Genomic DNA, 22453 nt, shown 5'->3' on the forward strand with positions numbered 1-22453 from the left:
GGAGGTCAGATTCATGCTGCGCAAAGATCTTAGCGAATTCCCCTATTACCGCCCCGGCAAAAGCGCCGAGGGTAAAGTCAAGCTCTCATCCAACGAGGCCGACTACGCCCCGCCATCATTCGTCCAAGACGCCATCCACGCGGCCGTGCACTACGGCAACCGCTATGGCGAATTCGGCTGCCCGGAGCTTACCGCGGCGCTCGCGGACTACCTAGGCGTTAGTGAGGATAATCTCTGCGTCGGCCCTGGTGCCTCCTCCATCGTGCAGCGTGCGGTGCGCATTACCTGCAACACTGGCGATGAGGTGGTTTTCCCGTGGCGCAGCTTCGAGGCCTATCCGCTGTACGTGCGCATGGCGGGCGCAATTCCGGTCACGGTCCCGCTTGCCGACGACTACAGCATCGATCTGCGCGCCTGCGCCGAGGCAATCACGGAGAAGACCAAACTGGTCATCCTGTGCAACCCGAATAACCCGACCGGTACGACGTTTAGCCGCGCCGAGTTCCGCGAGTTCATGGATATGGTGCCGGATGACCTGGTGGTTCTGATCGACGAGGCGTACTGGGAATTCAATGATGACCCAGACCGCCCGGATGCAGTGCAGGAAATCCAGGACTACCCCAACCTGATCGGTGCACGCACCTTCTCTAAGGCCTTCGGTTTGGCCGGTATGCGCGTCGGCTACGGCTTTGCCCAGCCAGAATTGGCCAAAGCACTGAACCTGGTGGCACTGCCGCTAACGGTAACCGCGATGGCCGAGCAAGCCGCGATCGCTGCCCTCGCCAACCGCGAAGCATTTACCCCGCGTGTAGAAGAGTCCAAGCGACAGCGCGACCGCATCGCTCGTGCCGTCGGTGCCGCACCGTCGCAGGGCAATTTTGTGTGGATGCCGCGCGCGGATGCCGAAGACGTGGAAAAACGCATTTTCGACGAAGGCGTGATCATCCGCCGCTACGGCGACGAAGGCGTGCGCGTGTCCGTGACCAGTGAAAAAGAAGCCGATGCCTTCCTGGATGCGTGGGAACGCGCGGGTATTAGCAAGGAAAACCAGTGATGACGAACTCGGGTTTTTCTGGCCACGACTTTTCTGGCCACCATTTTTCCGATGAAGCCTTCCTGCAGGATTTCGCCACGATGTCCTCGCACGGAGCCACCGAAGCAGGCGGGGTGGACCGCGAGGCCTGCACCCAGGCGGACCAGGAAAACCGCCAGTGGATGTCCCGCGTGTTCGAGCGCGCCACGGGTGCCCCGGTGCAATTCGATGCCATCGCGAATCAGTTCTCCACCATCGAGTTCGTGCCCGGCGCGCCCTACGTGTTGTTGGGCTCGCACCTGGATTCGCAGCCGATGGCGGGGCGTTTCGACGGCGCTTATGGTGTGCTCGCAGGCGCGTATGCTGCCGCCCGGGTGCGCGCGGCGGTAGAAGCCGGTGAAATCACCCCGAAATTCAACCTGGCTGTGGTGAACTGGTTTAACGAGGAAGGCTCACGCTTTGCCCCCAGCATGATGGGAAGCTCAGTGGCGATCAACAAGATGGGTTTGAATGAGGCGCTGGAGTCCACCGATTTTTACGGCACCACCGTGCGCGCGGCATTCACTGAGACCGGCTACCCTGGCGATGCCCAATTGCCAGAGATTGCTTCTTACGCGGAGATCCACAACGAGCAGGGCAAAAACCTGGAACAGGCCGGAGCACAGATCGGGTTGGTGACTGCGACTTGGGGCGCTCGAAAATTCCGGGTGGTCGTCCGTGGTGAGCAGGGCCATACCGGTTCGACGCTGATGGAAGATCGCCACGACGCGTTGTTTGGCGCCTCGATCGTGATCGCGCAAGCGCGGCGAATCGTCGACAAGTTCCCCGGCCAACCGCTGCAGATCTCTGTTTCGCAGATGGAGGTCAAGCCAAATTCACCGGTGACGATCGCACGTGAGGTCATTTTCAACGTCGATATCCGCTGCCCACACGCGGAAATTCTGGACCAGGCCGAGCAGCACCTCGAGACGGTGATTGCCGAGGCTGCCGACGAGGCACGCGTGGAGATCGATCGCACGCTGACGCACAGCTGGAATCAGAACGACTATTCACCGGCTGGTTGCGAGCTTGCCCGCGAGGTTGCCGAAGAGCTGGGCTATTCGCACCGCGAGGTGATGACGGTCGCCGGGCACGATTCCACAAATATGAAAGACGAAGTGCCCACCGTGATGCTGTTCGTACCGAGCGTCGACGGGATTTCGCACAACGAGGCCGAGCTGACACTTGACGACGACTGCCTGGCCGGTTTGGACGTGTTTACCGGTGTGGTCAGCCGTTTGGTCGCCGGCGCGCTGCACGAATAACGGCCGGGGCCGGTACGAGCTAAAACAATGTGGCATCCCCGGGTTGCGCCTTCGCGGTGGTAGCCCGGGGTTTGTGCTGTGCGCTTGCGTTACTTGGAGCGTCCGCGATGCGCACCTGCCTACTCAGGCTTTCCGAGGCAGCGAGTGCTTCTGCCAACAGCTCCTCGTCGCCGTGCAGGTTAGGATCGAGCCAGTCGTCGTGAAGTTCTTCCGGCAACAGCAACGGCATGCGCGGGTGCACGGTGGCAGCTTCTGCGACCGCATCCCGGGTGACCAGCGCGTAGCTGAGAAGATCCCCATCCGGCTGGTGTGAGGTGACCGCGATGGTTGCGATGGCAAAGCCTTGGGTATTGGGCAACTCAAAGCGCTGGCCTTTTTCTATGTACCAATGTGCCGGGGCCAGGCCGCGGTGCTGAGCAAACGGTTTCTTCCACACCCGCGAGTGCAGAAGTTTATCGTCGCGAGCATTGAATGCGCTGAACTGTGCTGGCTTATTGCCTAAATGCAACCACCACCACGCAAGGTCAAGCTGGCGCTTGCCTTCCGGGGCGGTGATCAGGGGGTTCAGGTTCCAGGCTTTGCGCCCAGTAATTTTCGCGGTGCCGCTGCGCTGGTCCATCCATTGCTCCAGCAGCTGCTGGCTTTCTGGTTGGAACAGCGGCTCATAGTTCGGCAGTTCCATGGTTGGCTCGAGCCCATATGTTGCGCACATGGCCGCTAGCCTAGCGCATGAAATTTGTAGTTAAGATAGCTCAAGCATCAAGGAATTAAATTATTCCAAGTACATGCGGAAGCCAAAGCGTTAATGGCGGTATAAATGCCACAGCGAAGAGGGTTATTAGCATTGGGACGAAAAATGGCACAGTCCCACGTATTACTTGAGTGACAGGATATTTCGTAACTGAAGATAGTACGAAAAGCACCAACCCAACCGGCGGTGTCAGCAAACCAATCATCAGATTGAAAATCATCATGGTTCCCATATGGACCGGATCCAACCCATACGCTTCACCGAGCGGTATCAAAACTGGTGTCATCACCAAAATTGCACTCGTTGGTTCTAACACGGCGCCGACAATGAGTAACACGATATTTACGATTATTAAGAAAAATAATGGTTTATCTGTAATTTCAAAAATTAATTGTCCGAATATTTGGGGTGCTTGCTCCCGTGCAAGCACCCACCCAAACAAACTTGCCGACGCGACGATCAAAAGAATACTTCCTGTAGTTTCAACACTATTCACCAGAACGTCTCGAATATTTCGGAAATTAAAATTCTTATAAACAATCGCTAAAACTGCAACGTAGATTACACCTATTGCTGATGCTTCTGTTGGGGTAAAGATTCCAGACAGGATTCCACCGAGAACAATTATTGCAGCACCTGCCATTGGCAGCGCCTTAATAGACAGTTTGACGCGATCTTTTGCAGAGGCTTTTGGCATTCGTAGGTCATCATCATCCCTTGTCAAATACCAGACCATAACGACTAATCCAAGAACAATTATTAGAGCTGGAATAATCCCAGCAGCAAACAATGCACTAATTGAAACACCAGCGGTAACGGCATAAATAATCGCAGGGATTGAAGGTGGCATCATCGGAGCGACTAGCGAGGATGCACCTGTAATTCCTAATGAAAATTCAGGACTATACTTCCTCTCCACCATTGCGGGCACTTGCACCCGCCCCATTGCAGCAGCATCTGCAATAGCAGCACCTGAAATCCAGCTAAACCCAAAACTCGTGGCAATATTTACATAACCTAACGATCCGCGTAGATGCCCTATCAACGCAACAGCAGCGTCGTACATTTTGTCCGTTGCGCCAGATATATTCGCCAAATTTCCCAATAAGATAAACATTGGTACTGCCAATATTGCAAAATCGAATACCCCAGAAGTTGCCTGTTGGGAGGCTACCGATATTGTTGTGTTAGGTTCAAATAAGATATATATAAGACTTGGGATTAGTAGAGCAAACGCTACTGGTACTCTCAACGCAAGTAATATAAGAAGGGCTGCAAGCATCGCCAATAGAATCATGAGGCTTCCTTTACCGTAGTTCCTGATGCGTGCTGGACGTCATCGCCGCCACGAATTACCGCGACGATATTCCAAGCAGAATGAATGAATATTAAGAAAAACCCAATACACGAAGCTGAATACAGCAGCATTACCGGAAGATCAGTCGCAGGCAGTCGAACATCTACCATTAATGAGGACATTACGAACCCTGCAAACCCCATAACTGCAGATGTTGCTGCCCCGATGGTCTTACCGATGACGTCTACTAACCGAGATATTTTTCCGGGTAGCTGATCATATACTAGGTCAACAGTTAAATGGTCATCACGGTTTGCAACAAGTATCGCTGATGAAAAAGTAAGCCACACTAAGCAGAGGCGCGCGACTTCTTCTGTCCAAGACAAGGGCGCGTTAAGCACGTACCGGGTAAAAACCTGCAGTACAACAACTATAAAGACTGCAAGAAGAAACCCCTTCGCGACCCAAGCTTCTATATTTGTAATCCAACGGTTCATACGAATCAGCCCTCAATCTGCTCACCCAATAGGGAGGATTTGATATCCTCACCGACGACTGTGGTAATTCCACTATCGATTTCGTCTTGAACCCGTTCATAAATCGAAGCCCACTCTTGATCAGGTAATAACCGTTGTTCAATAGCTGATTGGAACTTTGATTGGTCGACATCATCGACTATTTCTATCGATCCATCTTTCTTCCAGGTTTCTAGAATTTCGACTTCTCCGGATTTGATACATTCGAAGTTTGCGACCCTCGCTTTGTCTGTCGCAGCTTTAAGTGCGCTAGCTTCATCCTCCGTCAATGATTCCAGAAGATCACTAGAGGTGAATACTTGAACTCCTTGGATGACATGCCCAGTCAAGTTCAAGGTAGACTGCACCTCATTGAACTTGTTCGAGTAAATCGTCGGAATTGGGTTCTCTTGAGCGTCAATCGTTCCTTGTTGCAACCCAAGATAAACTTCCGTTAACGCCATAGGTGTGGCGGTACCACCGAATGCTTCCATCATTTGCAAATACATTGGAGCATCGGGAGTACGAATTTTTACCCCTCTTAGATCCTCTGGATTTCTGATTGGTTTATTCGATGTAATGTGCCTAGTCCCATATAACCAAGAGCTATAAACCTCGAGTCCAGTTTCATCTGCCATTTCTTCGTAAAACTGAGTCATAGTTTTACCTCGCATCACTTTGTCATAAGTTTCTGCATCCTCAACAAAAAATGGCACATCAACGACAACCGCTTCTGGATACCAATTTGCAAAAAATGCTCCGGTAGACATCCCGATATCTAACGCCCCTGTGACCACTTGTTCCACAGTTTCCATCTCGTTTCCTAATTGGCTACCGGGGTACACTTTGAGTTCAATCCCTACTTTTGCCAGTTCTTTCTTCATCGTGGCAGTTCCGCAACGATTCGCAGCATGATTAGGCTCATAAACGTTTGCCATTCTGAGCGTTTTTGTGAACTCAACATCGGTGCCATTATCTTGCAGCTCCGCAACTTCAACTGACTCCATCAATCCACATGCAGAGCAAAATAACGCAGGCACCACAATCGCCGCCGCAAGATTTTTCTTTTGATATTTCTTTAGAGGGTTCGTACTGGTCTCGCTGCATTTTGAGATCAATTTATTGACCATGCTGTTTCCTAACATATTAAATTACAGAGATTCGGTAAATTATTGATCATTCCCTGTCGTAATAAACGTATTTTTCTGTGCTCGACAGGGTCATTTCACAGCTGTTTCCCGGCAACAGAGGCGGCATGTAATTGCCGTTTTTGATCACCACCGGGTCGACGAAATGCTCGTGCTGGTTATCGACGTATTCGATCAACCGGTTGTCCAACGTGCATGACACCGACAAGTAATCGAACATCGCAAAATGTTGCACAGCTTCGCACAATCCGACGCCACCGGCGTGCGGAATAACGGGTTTATTGAACTTGTGTGCCAGCAAGTATTCAATGATGAGTTCTTGTGGCCCGGCGACCCGAGTGGCATCTACCTGCATGATTCCAAAAGCATTCGCCTGCAAGAATTGCTTATACAGGATCCGCGACTGCATTTGTTCGCCGGTCGCAATCGGTATTGGATCAACTGCCCGTGCAATTGCTGCGTGCCCAAGCACGTCATCGGGGCTGGTAGGTTCCTCCACAAACGCCAGATCGAACTCATGGAATTGCTTAATCCATTCAATCGCTTGCGGGACATCCCAGACTTGGTTCGCATCGACCGCCAAGCGCACATCGGGACCAATTGCTTCCCTGGCAAGTGCCAGACGACGCAAATCGTCGTCAAGGTTTTGCCCAACCTTGAGTTTGATCAACTGGAAGCCTTTATCTTGGCTTTCTGTTTTGGCCAAACGAACCATCTTGTCGTCGGAATAACCCAACCAGCCCGCAGCCGTTGAATAACCCGGGTACCCGTGCGCGAGAAGATTATCAATACGCTCTTGCTGGCCGCGTTTTCCATCTTTCAGGAAGTCAATAGCTTCTTCTGGGGCTAAGGCATCCGTGAGGTACCGGAAGTCCAGTGTCGCCACCAGCTCCTCTGGCTCCATTTCTGCCAACAGTCTCCAGAGTGGAACACCTGCGCGTTTAGCCTTGAGATCCCAGAATGCGTTCAATACCGCACCAATGGCCATGTGTTCGACGCCCTTTTCCGGGCCGAGCCACCGCAATTGGGAATCATGCACCAGCTCATCCCACGCGCGTTTCATGTTGTCGAGGTACGGTTCGATTTCTCGGCCGATGAACCGTTGGCTCAGCGATTCGATGGCTTTACAGGCAACATCATTGCCACGCCCGATAGTGAAAACAAAACCGATACCGGTATTCCCGTCGTCAGCATCCGTAGAAATTTCTACATACGCCGAGGAATAATCCGGGTCCGGGTTCATTGCATCAGAGCCGGAGAGTGACTGTGATGTCGGAAACCTAAAATCATAGGTTTTAATTTGCGTGATTCTGGACAATTGCGCCCTCCTTGCCGGATGGTGCTGCCGTACCCATAACCATGGAGCCCCATAATCGTGGAGTTTCATATGGCAGAACCGAGTTCCTAAGTTGTTTAGTTAGGAATGTAGTTCAAGTCACGAACATACGCAAGGGGTTGCACAAATTACGTTAAGCATTACGCACATCAATCCATACACATGGCCGTGCGACAATAGGTACTAACCAGCCGGTCAGGTGAAGACTTCTCCCATAGACTTTTCACCCCATGCCATCCCCGATCCGCAAGGAGCACCCCGCTAATGACCACGTCAAATGCTCGTCTCACAGCTGCCGACAAGACCTTAATTGTGCTGCAGGCAGCCATTGAACACGAGCGTTTTTCAGACATTGTCACCGCCACCGGCTTCGCGAAAGCTACGGTACACCGAATCTTGCAAACCCTGCTTGACTACGAATTTGTCTACCTTGCTAGCGACGGAACTTACGCACCCGGCGTCACTTCACTTCGACTCGCCAGCCGAGCATTTAACTCCATCGACATTTCTGAAGTTGCAAACCCAGTCCTGACACAACTTGCTGAGGAAACGGGCTACACCGTGCACGTGGGCGCACTCAACGTCAATGAAGCAATTTATGTTGCCAAACGCCAAGGGCCTACCCCGTATGAGATTCCATCCACAATCGGCAAACGGCTTCCACTGCACTCCACTGCAATCGGAAAATGCCTGCTTGCAGACATGGATAAATCCCAGCTAGAAAGCGTCGTCAAGCAAGCGGGCCTAGCTCCCCTAACCCCAAACACCATCACCACCCCGGAAGATCTCGATCAAGAGATTGCCGTGGTGCGCACCCGCGGTTACAGCTTCGATGATGAAGAAAACGTTCCGGGCATCCGCTGCATCGGCGCACCAATCTTCGACCATTCCGGGAAAGCCACATATGGCATCTCTCTGACTTCGCTAGCCATGGAAAACACGTTAAAGCAGATAGAACGCTTTGCCCCTTTAGTGACAGAAGCCGCTGCTGAAATCTCACACAATCTGGGTGCACACACCACAAAATACTCAAGCTAGATCACATAAATTCGAATTACGGGTTCCATCTCACATTTTCTTGCGGTAGTATGAAACAAACAATGAAACAGGGTTTCACACCATAGAACCAAAGGATGGTGCGCAATGGACCTTCACCTTGACGAAAAAGTATTCGTCGTCACTGGCGGCATGGGCGGCATTGGCAAGGCAATCGTGTTTGCACTCGCTCGCGAGGGTGCAATTCCAGTAATTCTTGACCGCACTCCCCTGAGCGCGGACTACAAGACGGAAATCGAGAAATTGACGGCGAACTACGCTGCCTACGAAATCGATCTGAATGACACTGATGATATCGCCGGCATCATCGATGCTGCCTACCAGCGCTATGGACGTATCGATGGAATCGTGAATAATGCAGGCGCCAATGACAACAAATCATTAGACGAGACTTCCTGGCGCGAGTTTGAACAATCATTGCACAGCAATCTCACGCACTATTACGAGACCGTCCACGCGGCCCAAAAATACTTGCAAGATTCTGCTGGAGCGATCCTCAACATCGGTTCGAAAACCGCGCTTACTGGCCAGGGAAAAACCTCAGCCTATGCGGCCGCCAAGGGAGCCATCCTGGGACTTACCCGTGAATGGGCAGCGGCATTGGCGCCCCATGGGGTACGTGTTAACGCACTCGTGGTCGCAGAAGCCTGGACTCCCTTGTACGAGAAATGGATCAAAACCTTTGGTGACAAGGAAGCGCAACAAAAACGTCTCCAACTCATTACCGATGAGATTCCATTGCACAACCGCATGACCACGGTCGAAGAGCTTGCTGATACTGCGGTGTTTTTGCTGTCGGATCGTTCTTCGCACACGACCGGACAATGGATCCATCCAGACGGCGGCTATGTGCACTTAGACCGGGCGCTGTAAAAACACAGCCTAGTGAAACAACGAATTCGCAGGAAACGGCACGGTACATGACCAACCTGAAAATTTTCGATTCCCATATTCACGTATGGAATCTCGAAACCCAACGGCTCGACTGGCTACACGGCGTGGATTCCCTGTTGCACAGGTCTTTCAGCTTCGCTGACCTCAAGCAGGCCTATGCCGATTTAGCTGAGCAAGGGCTGGCAGACGTAGAACTAGCGGGCGCCTTGCACATCGAAGCAGATGTCGCAGACCCTGCCGACGAAGATGCCCGCATCACATCCTTAATGGCGCACGAACCGTTATTACAAGGGTTCGTTACCCACTCACACCTGCAGAAAAACATGCAGGTTGCCCCGGATGCTGTCGGTGTACGGGAAGTATTGCATAACGACGACATCCCCCGCGGGCGCTGCTTAGAAAGCAGTTTCACCGCGGGTTGCAGGAACTTATCTAGCCAATCAAAGGTCTTTGACCTCTGCATACGTACCCCGGAATTAGCGGATTTTCATGCAGCGTATGAAGACTGTGCGAATCTCCGCGTAGTCATAGACCATTGTGGCAATGCTCAAAGACTCGACGACGAGTTTGCCGCCAACATGAGAGCTCTAGCTGAATACCCCAACGTGTACTGCAAACTTTCAGGGCTCAGTTACGACTCCACAACAGATGCCTACCAGCTATTGGAATTTCTCGGGGAAATTTTTGGGCCACAAAGGCTGATGTTTGCGTCGAACTGGCCGGTCATCGGCCTCTATAGCGATCTGTATACGCATATCACCGCGATACGAAAAGTATTCGGCGACGACCCCCAGGTGTTTTCCGATACTGCCGGTTACGTCTACAACTTACCTCTATAATTTGGAAGGAAACTACATGTTTACAGGAGTGTACTGCCCGTCGATTACTCCGCTACAGAGCGACGGCTGCATCGATTTTCCCGCCTGGGAGGCTCACCTGGAGCGGCTGATTTCTGGCGGTATTTCCGGTGTTTTGATCTTCGGCAGCATCGGTGAATTTTATGCGTTAAGCATGGAACAGAAGAAACAGGCAATCGAATTTGTCGGTCGCGTTGTCAAAGGGCGCATGCAATTCCTCATTGGTTCAGGCAGCACCAAAATTGCGGAAGCAAAAGAGCTCAACGCATACGGTTACGAACATGGCGTGGATGCAGCGGTTGTCGTCAGCCCATATTATTTCGGTCCCAGCGATGCATTGGCGGCGAAGTATTTTACCGAGTTGGCCGAGGCTTCCGAGCTGCCCATCATGCTCTATAACTTCCCGGACCGCACCGGTAATGATTTATCGCCAGAGCTGATCAGCACGATTGCTGCTGCACACCCGAATATCGTCGGGGTGAAAGATACCGTGGATTCCGCCGCCCACACCAGACGCGTCATCAGAGATGCCCCAGATGATTTTTCTGTGCTTTCTGGTTTCGATGAATACTATTTGCCAAACCGTATCGCTGGTGGTCAGGGTGTTCTGTGCGGGCTCACCAATGTCGTCCCCGAGATTTTCGGTGCCATGCACCGTGCGTATGAGTCCGGCGATGTCACGGCTGCAGCACACTACGCAGGAAAAATCGCTGCTTTGATGTCTGTCTACGAGGTAGGTGATCACTTCATTCACACCATTAAGCATGCTGTGCGCTATGCCAGCGAAGCTGATCTCAGCACCGCCACGCATGAGCCATACATCGAGCTAACAACTGCACAGCAGGAAGAAATTGCTCGACTCATTGACACTGCTCGCAGCTAACGCAGTAGTGCAACTAACCCAGTAGCTACACCAACCAAGGAGTTTTTCATGTCCAACTACCAGAACTACATCAACAACGAATTCGTCGCCCCAGCCGAATTCCACGACGTGCTCAACCCTTCAACCGGCGAGGTCATTGCGCAAGCCCCAGCATCCGATGCTGCCGCAGTGGATCAAGCAGTCCAGGCAGCCAAAGCTGCCCAGGCGGACTGGGCGAAGCTGCCCGCCGTCGAACGTGCAGGATACCTGACCAAAATTGCAGCAGAACTGCGCAACCACGTCGACCGTTTCGCTGACTACCTGGTGCGCGAACAAGGTAAAGCCCGCGGCTTGGCCACAGTCGAGGTCAACTTCACCGCCGACTACCTGGACTACATGGCTGGTTTCGCCCGCCGCATCGAAGGCGAAGTTATCCCTTCCGATCGCCCAAACGAATCCATTTTCCTGACCTACCAGCCCATTGGCGTCGTCGGTGGCATCTTGCCGTGGAACTTCCCGTTCTTCCTCATCGTGCGCAAAATGGCTCCAGCCCTGGTCACTGGCAACACCATCGTCATCAAGCCTTCGGATGAAACCCCAATCAACGCCTTCGAGTTCGCCAAACTGGTCGACGGCATCGGCCTGCCCAAGGGCGTATTCAACATGGTCGGCGGCCGCGGCTCCGTGGTTGGCGATGCGCTGACCCGCCACAAGGACGTCGACATGATCTCGATGACGGGATCGGTGGCTACCGGTAAGAAGATCATGGCTGCGGCTGCGGAGAACCTCACTCGCGTCAACCTGGAATTGGGCGGCAAGGCACCAGCGATCGTGCTTGCCGACGCCGACCTGGACCTGGCAGCCACCGCCATCTGGAATTCGCGCGTGATCAACACCGGCCAGGTCTGTAACTGTGCGGAAGTCGTGCTCGTGGAAGAAGCCGTGCATGATGAGCTCGTCGCCAAGCTGAAGGAGAAATTCGAATCCACCCGCTACGGCGATACCTCCACCGAAGACGAGCTGGATATGGGCCCACTGATCAACCACGCTGGACTGAAAAACGTTGGCGAGATGGTGCAAGCCGCCGTCGACGCCGGCGCCCAGGTGGTATGCGGTGGTGCCGCTGCCGAGGACAAAGGCAAAGGCTTCTTCTACCAGCCAACGCTGCTGGATGGCGTCGAAAAGGGTGCTCCGATCACCCGCGAAGAGGTCTTCGGCCCAGTTCTGCCGGTGGTGACGGTCAAGGATTTGGATGAGGCCATTGAGTTTGCCAACAGCTCGGAATACGGCTTGACCTCGTCTGTCTACACCGAAAACGTGCACAAAGCCCACAAAGCTGCCCGCGAGCTGCTCTACGGCGAAACCTACATCAACCGCGAAAACTTCGAGGCGATGCAGGGCTTCCACGCTGGTCGCCGCAACTCCGGTATCGGCGGTGCCGACGGCAAGCACGGCATCATGGAATACCTCGAAACTCACGTGACCTACATCGAATCGAAGATGTAACCGCCAGGTGTTAAACACGTGCTTTATACAGCGATTTTGGCAGCAGACTTTTTGCTAACGTGATAATTATGAAAAAGATTATTCCGCTGTGCATTGCTGCTGCCCTGACCTTGAGCGCGTGCTCTTCTGCCGACGAGGCCGCTGATTCTGTCAAAGACGCGGCTTCGGAAGCTTCAAGCACCGCATCCTCGGTTGCTTCGGGTGATGAGAAAACCGCCAACAAGGATGGTGAATCCCGCATTGTGGGCACCGAGCTCGGCGAGGTAGAAGTGCCTGCCGACGTGAAATCCGTCGTGGTACTCACCGGAAGCCGGGACCTCGATATTGCTCTATCTTTGGAGCTACCAGTCATCGGTTATCCGCAGGCACCCGATGCGTTTGACTTGGATTCACCGTTAGCCGAAGAGATCAAACAGGCCAATGATGACGGCGCGGAGACGCTGTACACCGCCGGTGATGAAGAAGCAGACATCGACGCTATTAAAAAGGCTGATCCGGACTTGATCATCGGTGCAGTCCAGGATGTCACCCCTATCCACGACGAGCTCAAAAACATCGCCCCGGTTCTGCCAATCGGTGATTTTTCCACCGCTACCTGGGAAGATGATCTGATGTTGGTTGCGTCCGCCACCGGCACCGAAGAAAAAGCTGGTAGCTTGATCGCCGATTATGAGAAACGAGTCGGCAAACTGTCGGACAAGTATGCCGATGCACTGGCTGATAACAAGTTCGCACCAGTCAGCTATGACGGCGAGGAATTCGTGATCAATGGCACGCGTTTGCTTTCGCAGGTGCTGCAGGACCTGGGGGCGGAACCATCCGAGGCTTTCAATGAGGCCTTAGAGGGTGTGACCGGCAAGTATGACATCGATGAGATCGCAAAGGCTCTTGACGACGTCGATGCGCTGGTAGCGCTAGTCAATGAAAAATCAACGTGGCAGTCGCTGCAGTCGAATGCACAGTTCGGCACAATCCCTGCGGTACAGAACGAGACCGTGGTGCGCTCCGATGAGCAAACCCACGAAGGTGCCTACTACTCCGCGATGCACGCGGTGGATATCATCGAAGAACTGCTCGAGATGCTAGATGCGGAGAGCAAATAATCCCAACTGATGCGCTCGGCCCGGCCGCATGAGCTGGGCTTCACTGCATAAGTACAGCTCGGCTGCATGAGCGCAGCTATTGGAAATCCCGCGAGCGCACCGTAAGCAGTTCGCTGACCTCCAGCGGCTCCAATCGGTCGGCCACCACCGTGGCTGCCCCACTTGCGTTTTGCACTATCCCGCGCACCACCAAGGCTTTGGCGGTGCGCGCTAGTCTTTTCTGCCGTTTCCATAACCCCGGTGAAATCATCACATTGATCAGCCCGGTTTCATCTTCCATCCCGAGAAATGTCGCCCCACTTGCAGTATTGGGCCGCTGGCGGTGCGTGATCATGCCCGCCACGCGAATTCGGCTCCCATCAGCAACCCGCAACAAATCTGCGCCGCGCACCACGTTTTTACCGGCCAACGCGCGACGTAATAATTCCATCGGCTGGGTCTCTGGAGTCATTCCCGTCGACGCTAGATCTGCCGCCAGCATTTCAAAACCGCTCATCCCTGGAAGCGCCGGCGCAGCAATCGCCGAAAGCCCCGGCAACATTCCTGGTTGCTCAGTAGCAGCTACCCCGGCTACCCATTGCGCTTGCCGACGATCCAAGCCCAGCACTTCTAACGCCCCGGCGCGCGCGAGTGCTTCTAGCTCGTTCACCGAAGCCCCAGTGCGGCGCACCAGATCTGCCACCGAAGATTCTCGGTGCAACGAGTGTTGTGCAGAAACGATGGCGTCTGCGGTTTTCGTCGACAAGCCTTTAACTGACCCGAGCCCCAAACGAATGGCACCTTCAGTCACGCTGGCTTCTACCTGCGAATCCAACACCGAAACCGGCAAGATTCTCACCCCGTGGCGGCGGGCATCCTGGATCAACGACTGTGGGGAATAAAACCCCATCGGTTGCGCACGCAGCAGCCCGACGCAGAACTCCGCTGGGTAGTAGCACTTGAACCAGGCAGAGAAAAACACCAGAGAGGCAAAAGACTGCGAATGGGATTCCGGGAACCCGTAGGCGGCAAAAGCGACGATTTTCGACCACAGTTTATAGGCGGTATCAGTATCAATCTGGTTGGTTTCCCAGCATCCACGCATGAAGCGTTCCTGCAACGCTGCCATGCGTTCTGGTGAGCGCTTCGATCCCATCGCCCGGCGTAGATCATCAGCCTCTGCCCCACTAAAGCCAGCCGCGTCGACGGCAATGTGCATGAGTTGTTCCTGAAAAAGCGGAATTCCCAGGGTTTTTGCCAGTGCTTTTTCCAGCACTGGGTGGTCGTAGGTGACTTCTTCCAGCCCATCCCGTCGGCGCAGGTACGGGTGCACAGAACCGCCTTGGATCGGGCCGGGACGGATCAGCGCGACTTCCACCACGAGGTCGAAAAAACAGCGTGGTTTCAGCCGTGGCAGCGTGTTCAACTGCGCACGCGATTCCACTTGGAATACACCGACCGCGTCGGCTTTACACAGCATGTCATAGACCTTCTGGTCGGCCAGGTCGATCTCCCACAGGTTCACGGTGTGCCCATGCTGCTGCGCCACCAAATCAATCATGTGGTGCAACGCTTCGAGCATGCCAAGGCCCAGCAGGTCGAATTTCACCAGGCCGGCACCCGCACAGCTGTCTTTGTCCCATTGCACAACGCTGCGGTGTTCCATCGCTGCCCATTGCGTCGGCACCACATCGGTGACTGGCCGATCGCACAAAACCATGCCCCCAGAGTGGATCCCTAGGTGTCGCGGTTGGCCCAGGAATTTTTCTGCCAGCGCCAGCACATTATCAGGCGGGGTCGACTTTCCTTGCGCCCAGTTATCGGCAGCACCTTGGGGGAATCCGAGCGCACGAGCAGCATCCCGTACTGCCCCTTTACGACGATAGGTGATCACATTGGCCACCTGTGCAGCCCGATCACGCCCGTAAGTGGAATAGACATATTGGATAACTTCTTCTCGACGGGTCGATTCAATATCAAGGTCGATATCCGGCGGGCCATCTCGGTCTGCCGATAAAAATCGTTCGAATAGCAATTGCGCGCTTATCGGCTCAGCATTAGTGATGCCGAGGCTGAAACACACCACGGAATTGGCTGCCGATCCCCTACCCTGAGCGAGAATATTCTGCTGGGCGCAAAAATCGACGATATCCATCACGATCAAAAAATAACCAGGAAACCCGAGCGCTTCAATAACACCCAGCTCATGCTCAATCTGTTTGCGTGCCCGCTGGTAGATCTGCTGCGGATAAGACTGGTAGCGGTGTTCTGCGCGCTGATAGGTCACATTCCGTAACCAACTCATCTCGGTCTCGCCGTCGGGTACCGGAAAATGTGGCAGACGTGGGGCGACGATATCCCAACTAAAAGCGCACTCTTCGGCTATCTCTACCGCGGTGTCTAATAGTTTTTCCCTCCCTGGGGCAAGCCGCAACATGCCCGCACCATCACGCATCCATTGCGCCCCCATCGGGTGAGTGTGCCAGTTGGCTGCTGCCAGCGATTCCCGATGTGCCAACGCTGCCTTGGCACTGGCCAGCCGGGTCTCGTTTCTCGTGGCAGCATGCGGGCTTGCACTGATCACCGCGCGCAGGCCTTGCCCGGCAGCAACGGTGTTGTCGGCGGCTGCATCCAAGTCCGCGAAGCGGTCAGCATCTTCCGGCAACAAGTTACATTCATAATGTAGAACCAAGCTGTCTACCCCAAATGATTCGATCAAGGTATCGATCATTCCCAACCAGGAATGATCGACCAGAATATAACACTGGCCACCCAATTGCGCGGCAAGCGTTCCCAAGCTGGGATAGCGCGGCCTGCGATCATCACTAGCCATGTGTGCTGCCGCCATCACGCGGGATAACAATCGATAGCCTTCCGGGGTGCGCGCCAACACAGTCAAACCGCCATGGTCCAGGCTCAGCCGAGCGCCAAACACCGTCGGCAAGCCTGCTTTTGCGGCAGCTTCCGCGAAAACAATCGCACCATAAAAACCATCACGATCACACACCCCAAGCGCGGTTAACCCCAGTTGACAGGCACGTTCAACCAAAGATTCTGGATCAGAAGCACCAGCAAGAAAGCTATAAGAACTGACTGCTGTTAACTCGGCAAAAGCAGGCCCGGAAGGCTGCGAGCAGGCCGCAGATTCTCCAGCCACAGACCCCCCACTGACACCACCGCTAGCAGCAACGTCGGCATTGTGCGGCAGTGGCGCAGGAGCAGGCACCGGACGTCCAGATAAAATCCTTTCTAAACGCGACCACGACAGACCCGCACCACCGTTGAAATTCATGACTGCAACCCTACACAGAAACACCCACAGATGCGTATATATTTTCGAATAAGCCGAAAATGCACACGCTTTAATCGCCGCTAGTTGAACAAAAATATAGACAAAGCTGTACAGCATCTGCTAGATTCCACGTCATTGCGCCGAGCATGCACCCGGGCCGAAATCATGCATGCTGCCGACGTCCATGACTTTTCCACGAAAGGACCCACAAAGACATGAAAATCCGCCGCATTATTGCTGGCAGCACCGCCGCATTAACCGCAGCCACCCTAGTCGCTTGCTCCAGCGACAATGCTGCTTATTCCCCATATTCCAAGGAAGACACCATTACCATCGGCACCACCGATGCTTCACTGGAATCTTGGTCGGTATTCGAAGAAGTCGCTGAAGAAAATGGCTTCAACATCGAAATTGAAAACTTCGCGGAATACTCCCAGCCCAACCCTGCTCTGAGCCAGGGTGAAAACGACATCAACAAGTTCCAGCACCTGATGTTTTTGGCGCAGTACAACGTTGACTCCGGCGATGACCTGGCACCACTGGTATCCACCGAAATCTACAAGATGGGCCTTTTCTGGGAAGGTGCCGACGACCTCGACGTCAACGAGATCGAGGGTGAAGAAGTTGTCATCCCGAACGACACCGTCAACCAGGGTCGTGCACTGTTGCTGCTGCGAGAAGCTGGCTTGGTGGAGCTGGTCGGTGATGTGAAGTACACCCCAAGCGTGGCTGACATCGATAAAGAAGCTTCCAAGGTCACTGTCACCACGGTCGACGCTTCCGAAACCGCGCGGCAGTACCGTCTGGGCCAACCAGCTGTGATCAACAATAACTTCCTGGACCAGGCCGATATTGACCCAGAAGAGGCTATCTTCGACGACGATCCGAACGCAGAAAGCGCTGAGCCATACATTAACCTGTGGGTCGTTCGTGCCGACGCCGTCGACGACGCGGTCTTGAACGAGTTGGCTGAGCTGTGGCACGACGAGCGCGTCGCCAAGGCCGTATTCGAAGAATCCGGCGGAACCACGGTGCAAGTCCAGCGCCCACGTGAAGAACTGCAGAAGATCCTGGACGATTTGGAAGAAGAACTACAAAGCTAGCCCTGGACCCACTGCGACCACTGGAGCTGCTAGCGCTGCTGCAGCACAGCTCATTCGGAACGTTTCCGGTATTCCTCCGAACTTTCCGAGCAGGCTAGTAACGACATACGCTTAGTCCCGGCTAACATAGCTGCGACTAAGCGTTTTCCGTCTAAGAAGAAATGATGGTTTTTCGTGGTAACACACTCGGGTACAAGCCCAGCTAGCGGAAGTGGCGAACGCCGCGGCACCCGCATCGAATTCACCAACGTCAATAAAGTCTTTGACGCCAAAAAGAAGGGCTCTACGAAGGTCACCGCCGTCGACGATGTCACCTTGACCGTCGAATCCGGCGAAGTCATCGGCATAATCGGGTATTCCGGCGCGGGCAAATCCACCCTGGTACGCCTGATTAACGGCCTGGATAACCCAACCTCGGGCTCGCTAAAACTCGACGGCACAGAGATCGTCGGCATGTCCGAAGCAAAGATGCGCGGACTGCGTCGCAATATCGGGATGATCTTCCAACAGTTCAACCTGTTTAACTCCCGCACCGCAGCGGCAAATATCGAATTCCCGCTGAAACTGGCCGGGGTGCCAAAAGCCGAGCGCACCAAGCGTGTCCAGGAACTTCTCCAGTTCGTTGGGCTGGGCGAACGCGGCAATTCCTACCCAGAACAGCTGTCCGGTGGCCAGAAGCAGCGCGTCGGCATCGCGCGTGCGTTGGCGACCAACCCGTCGCTGTTGCTTGCCGACGAAGCCACCTCCGCGCTCGACCCGGAGACCACCCAAGAAATCCTGGATGTACTGCGGAAGGTCAACCAGGAATTCGGCATCACCATTGTCGTGATCACCCACGAAATGGAAGTCGTGCGCGCTATCGCCGATAAAGTCGCGGTGATGGAAAACGGCTCGATTGTGGAATATGGCGAAATCTACGACGTGTTTTCGGCACCGAAAACGGACGTCGCCAAGCGCTTCGTCGCCACTGCCCTGCGCAACGAACCCGATGCCATCGAAGCCGATGACTTGCTGGCTCACGACGGGCGCCTGTTTACCATCGAACTGACCGAAAATTCTGGGTTCTTCGAAGCCGCTGCCACGCTGCGCTCTTCCGGTGGTTCCATCAACATCGTGCACGGTGGTGTGACCACCTTGCAGCAGCAATCCTTCGGCAAAATGACCGTGCGTCTCAATGGCGATGATTCCGCCATCGACGAGTTTTACCGCACACTTTCCCAGCGCACCCACATTGAGGAGATTAAGCGATGATTTCCGCAGCTGATACCAACTGGGACCGCCTGGGCCCGATGTTTTCCGATGCCGTCATCGACACTTTGGTCATGGTGGCTTTCGCCATGGTCGTCGGTGGTGTCCTTGGCCTCGTGGTCGGCGTATTCCTGTTCACCACCCGCGAGAGCGGGATCCTGCAGAACAAGTTCGTCTACACGATCCTGAACATCCTGGTGAACTTCGTCCGCCCCATCCCGTTCATCATTTTGCTGGCTCTGATGCAACCGATCACCATCGGCGTGCTCGGATCATCGATCGGGCGTGAACCAGCCGCATTCGTGATGGGCATCGCCGCCACCTTCGCGGTCGCACGCATCGTCGAGCAGAACTTGGTCTCGATCGACCCGGGCATTATTGAAGCCGCCCGAGCGATGGGGGCAGGGCCGTGGCGAATCATCACCCGCGTGATCCTGCCCGAAGCACTGGGCCCACTGGTGCTGGGCTACACCTTCATTTTCATCGCAATCGTCGATATGTCCGCGATGGCCGGATACATCGGCGGTGGCGGTTTGGGCGATTTCGCCATCGTTTACGGACACCGCGCCTTCGACTACAAGGTCACACTGATTGCTACCGCCGCAATCATCATCATCGTCCAAGCCGCGCAGTTCTTCGGCAACTGGTTGTCGAAGAAGATCATGCGCCGCTAACTCATCTGTCGCTAGTGTTCGCACTCTTTACTACCGCCCAGCCCGGCTTAATCGCCGGGCTTTTCCATACGAACAACACGTCATTAAAGACAACTGCAGTCAGGTTACTGTCCGGTAGTCGGCGCGGTCATACCCGGCAAAGTTGCGTCACCAGGGAAAAGCTTCGGCCCCAACCACAACATGACGTAAACCAACCCGACAAGCACAGGAATCTCGACCATCGGACCTATTGTTCCAGCTAACGCTTGTGCGGAATGCGCTCCGAAAGTACCGATGGATACGGCAATAGCCAATTCGAAATTATTTCCGGCAGCTGTAAACGACACCGACGAAGACTGCGCATAATTCATCCCCACCAGTTTTGAAACAACCAACGACACAGCAAACATCCCAACAAAATAAAGCAGCAACGGGACGGCTACACGAACTACTGCCGTCGGTTGCGCTGCAATATGTTCACCCTGCAGGGAAAACAATAAAACGATGGTGTACAACAGCCCAAGCAGCGCCAATGGTGAAATAGCTGGCAAAAATTTCGTTTCATACCACTGCCGCCCTTTGATATTTTCTCCCACAACCCGGGACAAAGCACCAGCAACCAGAGGCACTCCGAGGAACACCAACACAGAACTCACGATGGTCCAGAAGGAAAATTCCACTTCGCTGGCACCCAGCCCGAACCATTGGGGTAATACTTGCAGATAAAACCAGCCAAGCAGCCCGAACATAAGTACCTGAAATACAGAGTTAATAGCCACCAAAACAGCTGTAGCTTCCCGGTCACCACAGGATAGATCAGACCACACCAGCACCATTGCAATGCACCTGGCCAAGCCAACGATGATTAACCCAGTACGAAGTTCCGGCTGATCAGGTAAGAAAAACCACGCCAATACAAACATAAAAGCTGGCCCCACCAGCCAATTAAGCACGATTGATACTGTCATCAACCGCTTATCTGCAACGATCTTGCGGGTTTTATCGTAACGAACTTTCGCTAAAGGCGGGTACATCATCACCAGCAAACCGAGTGTAATCGGCAAAGAAATACCGCCTACTTCTAGCCGCGCCAGCGTTTCTCCGATTCCCGGCATCGTGCGCCCCAGGAGTAGTCCAACACCCATCGCGACGAGGATCCATACCGGTAAAAATCGATTCAACCAGGACATACGCGGACGTTGGGCAACGGTCATAAAACTCCTTAAAAACAATTCTGAGCATCAAGCCAGAATCCTAAACTTATATCGATAGCTATCAATATATTATATCGATAGCCGTCAATATAACATAGTTGTTATGACCTCCCCAGAAACTTCCCCGCTGACTGATCCTGCCTCCTGTTGTTCCCTGGGATCTGGCCTTTTGACCAAAAGCGAAGCTGAACGCTATTCCATTCTGTTCACAGCGCTGTCCGATCCCACCCGCCTACGATTGCTCTCGCGGCTAGCTGCGGAAGGATGCGAACCAGTTAGCGTCGCAGAGTTAACAGAATTATCAGGGTTGAGCCAACCTACCGTATCCCATCACTTAGCACGCTTAACCGAGGTCGGCTTATTAAACAAGGTACGAGTCGGCCGTACGGTCATCCACCGCGTGCGTCCACAGCTTTTCGCAGAACTACGTACCGTCCTGCAGATCGGATAGAACTAAGCAAACAGCAACGGCGACACGATGAAAGGCAAGACAGCGCAAGGGACAAAATCTATGAATACGACCGGCACACGCGCTCACGAACGCAACCCCAACTTTGACCACCCCAACATTGACCACCACGAAGCCATCATTATTGGAGGCGGCCAATCAGGCCTGGCCACCGCCTACTATCTATTGCGAGCTGGCGTCGACACCCTCGTTCTGGATGATCAAGACGCCCCCGGTGGTGCGTGGCGCCATGTGTGGCCGTCGATGACGTTGTTTTCCACCGCGAGTTTTTCCAATCTTCCGGGCAAACCCATGCCGTCCTACGACGGCTTCCCTCCGGCTGAGCACATCGTTGCTTATTTGGAAGAATATGAGCAGCGCTACCAGATTCCCGTTGACCGACCCGTATACGTTGACCAGGTAGAACGGAATGACGACGGCTACCACGTTTTTGCTGGCGAGCAGTCCTGGACCGCATCACACATCGTCGCTGCCACTGGAACCTGGTCTAGCCCTTTTGTTCCGCATTACCCAGGCACGTTTGACGGCACCCAATGGCATTCCGCGAATTATCCCGGGCCGGACCCCTTCGGCGATTCTTCTGTCGCTGTAGTAGGTGCCGGAAACTCTGCGGCACAAATAGCCGCCGAACTCACCGACCATGCCGATGTCACCTGGTACACCCGGCATGAACCACGGTGGATGCCTGATGATGTCGATGGCCGCGTGTTATTTTGAAGTGTACTGGGTTTTGTTCCTAGGCATTTACCCTATTTTCCATTATTTCCCGAGACTCATCTTGTTCCCAAAACGCGTCTTCAACCTCAACCGGGGTTCGGTACCCCAAGCTCTGG

19 protein-coding genes and 1 pseudogene are annotated in these 22453 nt (G+C 54.0%); 13 read left to right on the forward strand and 7 right to left on the reverse strand.

Annotated elements, in window-relative coordinates:
- Positions 1-13: 13 nt before the first annotated feature.
- Entirely contained in the window at positions 14-1054 is a 1041-nt protein-coding gene (hisC, locus tag U1140_RS08060) for a histidinol-phosphate transaminase (RefSeq protein ID WP_369847080.1), read from the forward strand.
- The gene (locus U1140_RS08065; protein WP_369847081.1) at positions 1054-2337 is read left to right on the forward strand and encodes a M20 family metallo-hydrolase; all 1284 of its coding nucleotides are present in this window, start codon (positions 1054-1056) and stop codon (positions 2335-2337) included. The genes hisC and U1140_RS08065 overlap by 1 nt, the downstream gene beginning before the upstream one ends.
- A gap of 19 nt (positions 2338-2356) precedes the next feature.
- On the opposite strand, the gene U1140_RS08070 is transcribed toward U1140_RS08065, so the two are convergent.
- From U1140_RS08070 to U1140_RS08090, 5 genes are read right to left on the reverse strand one after another with little or no spacing between them, the layout of a single operon-like run.
- Positions 2357-3049 (reverse strand): SOS response-associated peptidase family protein, encoded by a 693-nt coding sequence (locus tag U1140_RS08070; protein WP_369847082.1) that lies wholly within the window; start codon positions 3047-3049, stop codon positions 2357-2359.
- Positions 3050-3104: 55 nt separating this feature from the next.
- Positions 3105-4385: a TRAP transporter large permease gene (locus U1140_RS08075; RefSeq protein ID WP_369847083.1), complete on the reverse strand. Its 1281-nt coding sequence runs from the start codon at positions 4383-4385 to the stop codon at positions 3105-3107.
- Positions 4382-4882 carry a TRAP transporter small permease gene (locus U1140_RS08080; RefSeq protein WP_369847085.1) on the reverse strand — a complete coding sequence of 167 codons (501 nt, stop codon included), beginning with the start codon at positions 4880-4882 and terminating at the stop codon, positions 4382-4384. The genes U1140_RS08075 and U1140_RS08080 overlap by 4 nt, the downstream gene beginning before the upstream one ends.
- A gap of 5 nt (positions 4883-4887) precedes the next feature.
- The gene (locus U1140_RS08085; RefSeq protein WP_369847087.1) at positions 4888-6030 is read right to left on the reverse strand and encodes a DctP family TRAP transporter solute-binding subunit; all 1143 of its coding nucleotides are present in this window, start codon (positions 6028-6030) and stop codon (positions 4888-4890) included.
- A 46-nt stretch (positions 6031-6076) separates the two neighbouring features.
- The gene (locus U1140_RS08090) at positions 6077-7366 is read right to left on the reverse strand and encodes an enolase C-terminal domain-like protein (RefSeq protein ID WP_369847088.1); all 1290 of its coding nucleotides are present in this window, start codon (positions 7364-7366) and stop codon (positions 6077-6079) included.
- A gap of 282 nt (positions 7367-7648) precedes the next feature.
- Between U1140_RS08090 and U1140_RS08095 the strand changes: the two genes are divergently transcribed.
- The 6 genes from U1140_RS08095 (at position 7649) to U1140_RS08120 (ending at position 13662) form a co-directional block, all read left to right on the forward strand.
- The gene (locus U1140_RS08095; protein WP_369847090.1) at positions 7649-8422 is read left to right on the forward strand and encodes an IclR family transcriptional regulator; all 774 of its coding nucleotides are present in this window, start codon (positions 7649-7651) and stop codon (positions 8420-8422) included.
- A 105-nt stretch (positions 8423-8527) separates the two neighbouring features.
- Positions 8528-9313: an SDR family oxidoreductase gene (locus U1140_RS08100; RefSeq protein WP_369847091.1), complete on the forward strand. Its 786-nt coding sequence runs from the start codon at positions 8528-8530 to the stop codon at positions 9311-9313.
- 47 nt (positions 9314-9360) lie between these two features.
- Positions 9361-10173: an amidohydrolase family protein gene (locus U1140_RS08105; protein WP_369847093.1), complete on the forward strand. Its 813-nt coding sequence runs from the start codon at positions 9361-9363 to the stop codon at positions 10171-10173.
- Between the two features lie 16 nt (positions 10174-10189).
- The gene (locus U1140_RS08110; protein ID WP_369847094.1) at positions 10190-11074 is read left to right on the forward strand and encodes a dihydrodipicolinate synthase family protein; all 885 of its coding nucleotides are present in this window, start codon (positions 10190-10192) and stop codon (positions 11072-11074) included.
- Positions 11075-11122: 48 nt separating this feature from the next.
- Positions 11123-12559, forward strand: a complete 1437-nt coding sequence (aldA, locus tag U1140_RS08115) for an aldehyde dehydrogenase (protein ID WP_369847096.1) — start codon at positions 11123-11125, stop codon at positions 12557-12559.
- A gap of 68 nt (positions 12560-12627) precedes the next feature.
- Positions 12628-13662 carry an ABC transporter substrate-binding protein gene (locus U1140_RS08120; RefSeq protein WP_369847097.1) on the forward strand — a complete coding sequence of 345 codons (1035 nt, stop codon included), beginning with the start codon at positions 12628-12630 and terminating at the stop codon, positions 13660-13662.
- 76 nt (positions 13663-13738) lie between these two features.
- Here the strand turns inward: U1140_RS08120 and U1140_RS08125 are convergent, their stop codons facing one another.
- A complete protein-coding gene (locus U1140_RS08125; RefSeq protein WP_369847098.1) occupies positions 13739-16933 on the reverse strand; it encodes an error-prone DNA polymerase in 3195 nt (1064 codons plus the stop codon).
- Positions 16934-17148: 215 nt separating this feature from the next.
- On the opposite strand from U1140_RS08125, the gene U1140_RS08130 reads away from it, so the two are divergent.
- The 3 genes from U1140_RS08130 to U1140_RS08140 all read left to right on the forward strand — a co-directional run bounded on the left by U1140_RS08130 (position 17149) and on the right by U1140_RS08140 (position 19958).
- Positions 17149-18036 carry a MetQ/NlpA family ABC transporter substrate-binding protein gene (locus U1140_RS08130; RefSeq protein WP_369847099.1) on the forward strand — a complete coding sequence of 296 codons (888 nt, stop codon included), beginning with the start codon at positions 17149-17151 and terminating at the stop codon, positions 18034-18036.
- 174 nt (positions 18037-18210) lie between these two features.
- Positions 18211-19287 (forward strand): methionine ABC transporter ATP-binding protein, encoded by a 1077-nt coding sequence (locus tag U1140_RS08135; protein ID WP_369847101.1) that lies wholly within the window; start codon positions 18211-18213, stop codon positions 19285-19287.
- On the forward strand, positions 19284-19958 hold the full coding sequence (locus U1140_RS08140; protein WP_284812133.1) for a methionine ABC transporter permease: 675 nt from the start codon (positions 19284-19286) through the stop codon (positions 19956-19958). Before U1140_RS08135 ends, U1140_RS08140 begins: the two co-directional genes overlap by 4 nt.
- 104 nt (positions 19959-20062) lie before the next feature.
- Here the strand turns inward: U1140_RS08140 and arsB are convergent, their stop codons facing one another.
- Complete coding sequence (arsB, locus tag U1140_RS08145) at positions 20063-21151, reverse strand: ACR3 family arsenite efflux transporter (RefSeq protein ID WP_369847108.1); 1089 nt, start codon at positions 21149-21151, stop codon at positions 20063-20065.
- Between the two features lie 103 nt (positions 21152-21254).
- Between arsB and U1140_RS08150 the strand changes: the two genes are divergently transcribed.
- Together U1140_RS08150 and U1140_RS08155 are read left to right on the forward strand one after the other, a co-directional pair.
- Positions 21255-21602, forward strand: a complete 348-nt coding sequence (locus tag U1140_RS08150; RefSeq protein WP_284812131.1) for an ArsR/SmtB family transcription factor — start codon at positions 21255-21257, stop codon at positions 21600-21602.
- Between the two features lie 60 nt (positions 21603-21662).
- A pseudogene (locus U1140_RS08155) lies at positions 21663-22334 on the forward strand (FAD-dependent oxidoreductase); the annotation flags it as partial.
- Between the last annotated feature and the right edge of the window lie 119 nt (positions 22335-22453).

Origin of the sequence: Corynebacterium drakensteinense, from assembly GCF_041224285.1 — a bacterium.
Taxonomy (GTDB): domain Bacteria; phylum Actinomycetota; class Actinomycetes; order Mycobacteriales; family Mycobacteriaceae; genus Corynebacterium.

What these genes read in the sequence shown, in the direction of transcription:
- U1140_RS08075 (WP_369847083.1), bottom strand. Translation starts at nt 4,385, where the DNA reads ATGATTCTATTGGCGATGCTTGCAGCCCTTCTTATATTACTTGCGTTG.
- U1140_RS08150 (WP_284812131.1), top strand. Translation starts at nt 21,255, where the DNA reads ATGACCTCCCCAGAAACTTCCCCGCTGACTGATCCTGCCTCCTGTTGT.
- U1140_RS08140 (WP_284812133.1), top strand. Translation starts at nt 19,284, where the DNA reads ATGATTTCCGCAGCTGATACCAACTGGGACCGCCTGGGCCCGATGTTT.
- aldA (WP_369847096.1), top strand. Translation starts at nt 11,123, where the DNA reads ATGTCCAACTACCAGAACTACATCAACAACGAATTCGTCGCCCCAGCC.
- U1140_RS08070 (WP_369847082.1), bottom strand. Translation starts at nt 3,049, where the DNA reads ATGTGCGCAACATATGGGCTCGAGCCAACCATGGAACTGCCGAACTAT.
- U1140_RS08085 (WP_369847087.1), bottom strand. Translation starts at nt 6,030, where the DNA reads ATGGTCAATAAATTGATCTCAAAATGCAGCGAGACCAGTACGAACCCT.
- U1140_RS08130 (WP_369847099.1), top strand. Translation starts at nt 17,149, where the DNA reads ATGAAAATCCGCCGCATTATTGCTGGCAGCACCGCCGCATTAACCGCA.
- U1140_RS08100 (WP_369847091.1), top strand. Translation starts at nt 8,528, where the DNA reads ATGGACCTTCACCTTGACGAAAAAGTATTCGTCGTCACTGGCGGCATG.
- U1140_RS08080 (WP_369847085.1), bottom strand. Translation starts at nt 4,882, where the DNA reads ATGAACCGTTGGATTACAAATATAGAAGCTTGGGTCGCGAAGGGGTTT.
- U1140_RS08125 (WP_369847098.1), bottom strand. Translation starts at nt 16,933, where the DNA reads ATGAATTTCAACGGTGGTGCGGGTCTGTCGTGGTCGCGTTTAGAAAGG.
- U1140_RS08065 (WP_369847081.1), top strand. Translation starts at nt 1,054, where the DNA reads ATGACGAACTCGGGTTTTTCTGGCCACGACTTTTCTGGCCACCATTTT.
- U1140_RS08105 (WP_369847093.1), top strand. Translation starts at nt 9,361, where the DNA reads ATGACCAACCTGAAAATTTTCGATTCCCATATTCACGTATGGAATCTC.
- U1140_RS08120 (WP_369847097.1), top strand. Translation starts at nt 12,628, where the DNA reads ATGAAAAAGATTATTCCGCTGTGCATTGCTGCTGCCCTGACCTTGAGC.
- hisC (WP_369847080.1), top strand. Translation starts at nt 14, where the DNA reads ATGCTGCGCAAAGATCTTAGCGAATTCCCCTATTACCGCCCCGGCAAA.
- arsB (WP_369847108.1), bottom strand. Translation starts at nt 21,151, where the DNA reads ATGACCGTTGCCCAACGTCCGCGTATGTCCTGGTTGAATCGATTTTTA.
- U1140_RS08095 (WP_369847090.1), top strand. Translation starts at nt 7,649, where the DNA reads ATGACCACGTCAAATGCTCGTCTCACAGCTGCCGACAAGACCTTAATT.
- U1140_RS08110 (WP_369847094.1), top strand. Translation starts at nt 10,190, where the DNA reads ATGTTTACAGGAGTGTACTGCCCGTCGATTACTCCGCTACAGAGCGAC.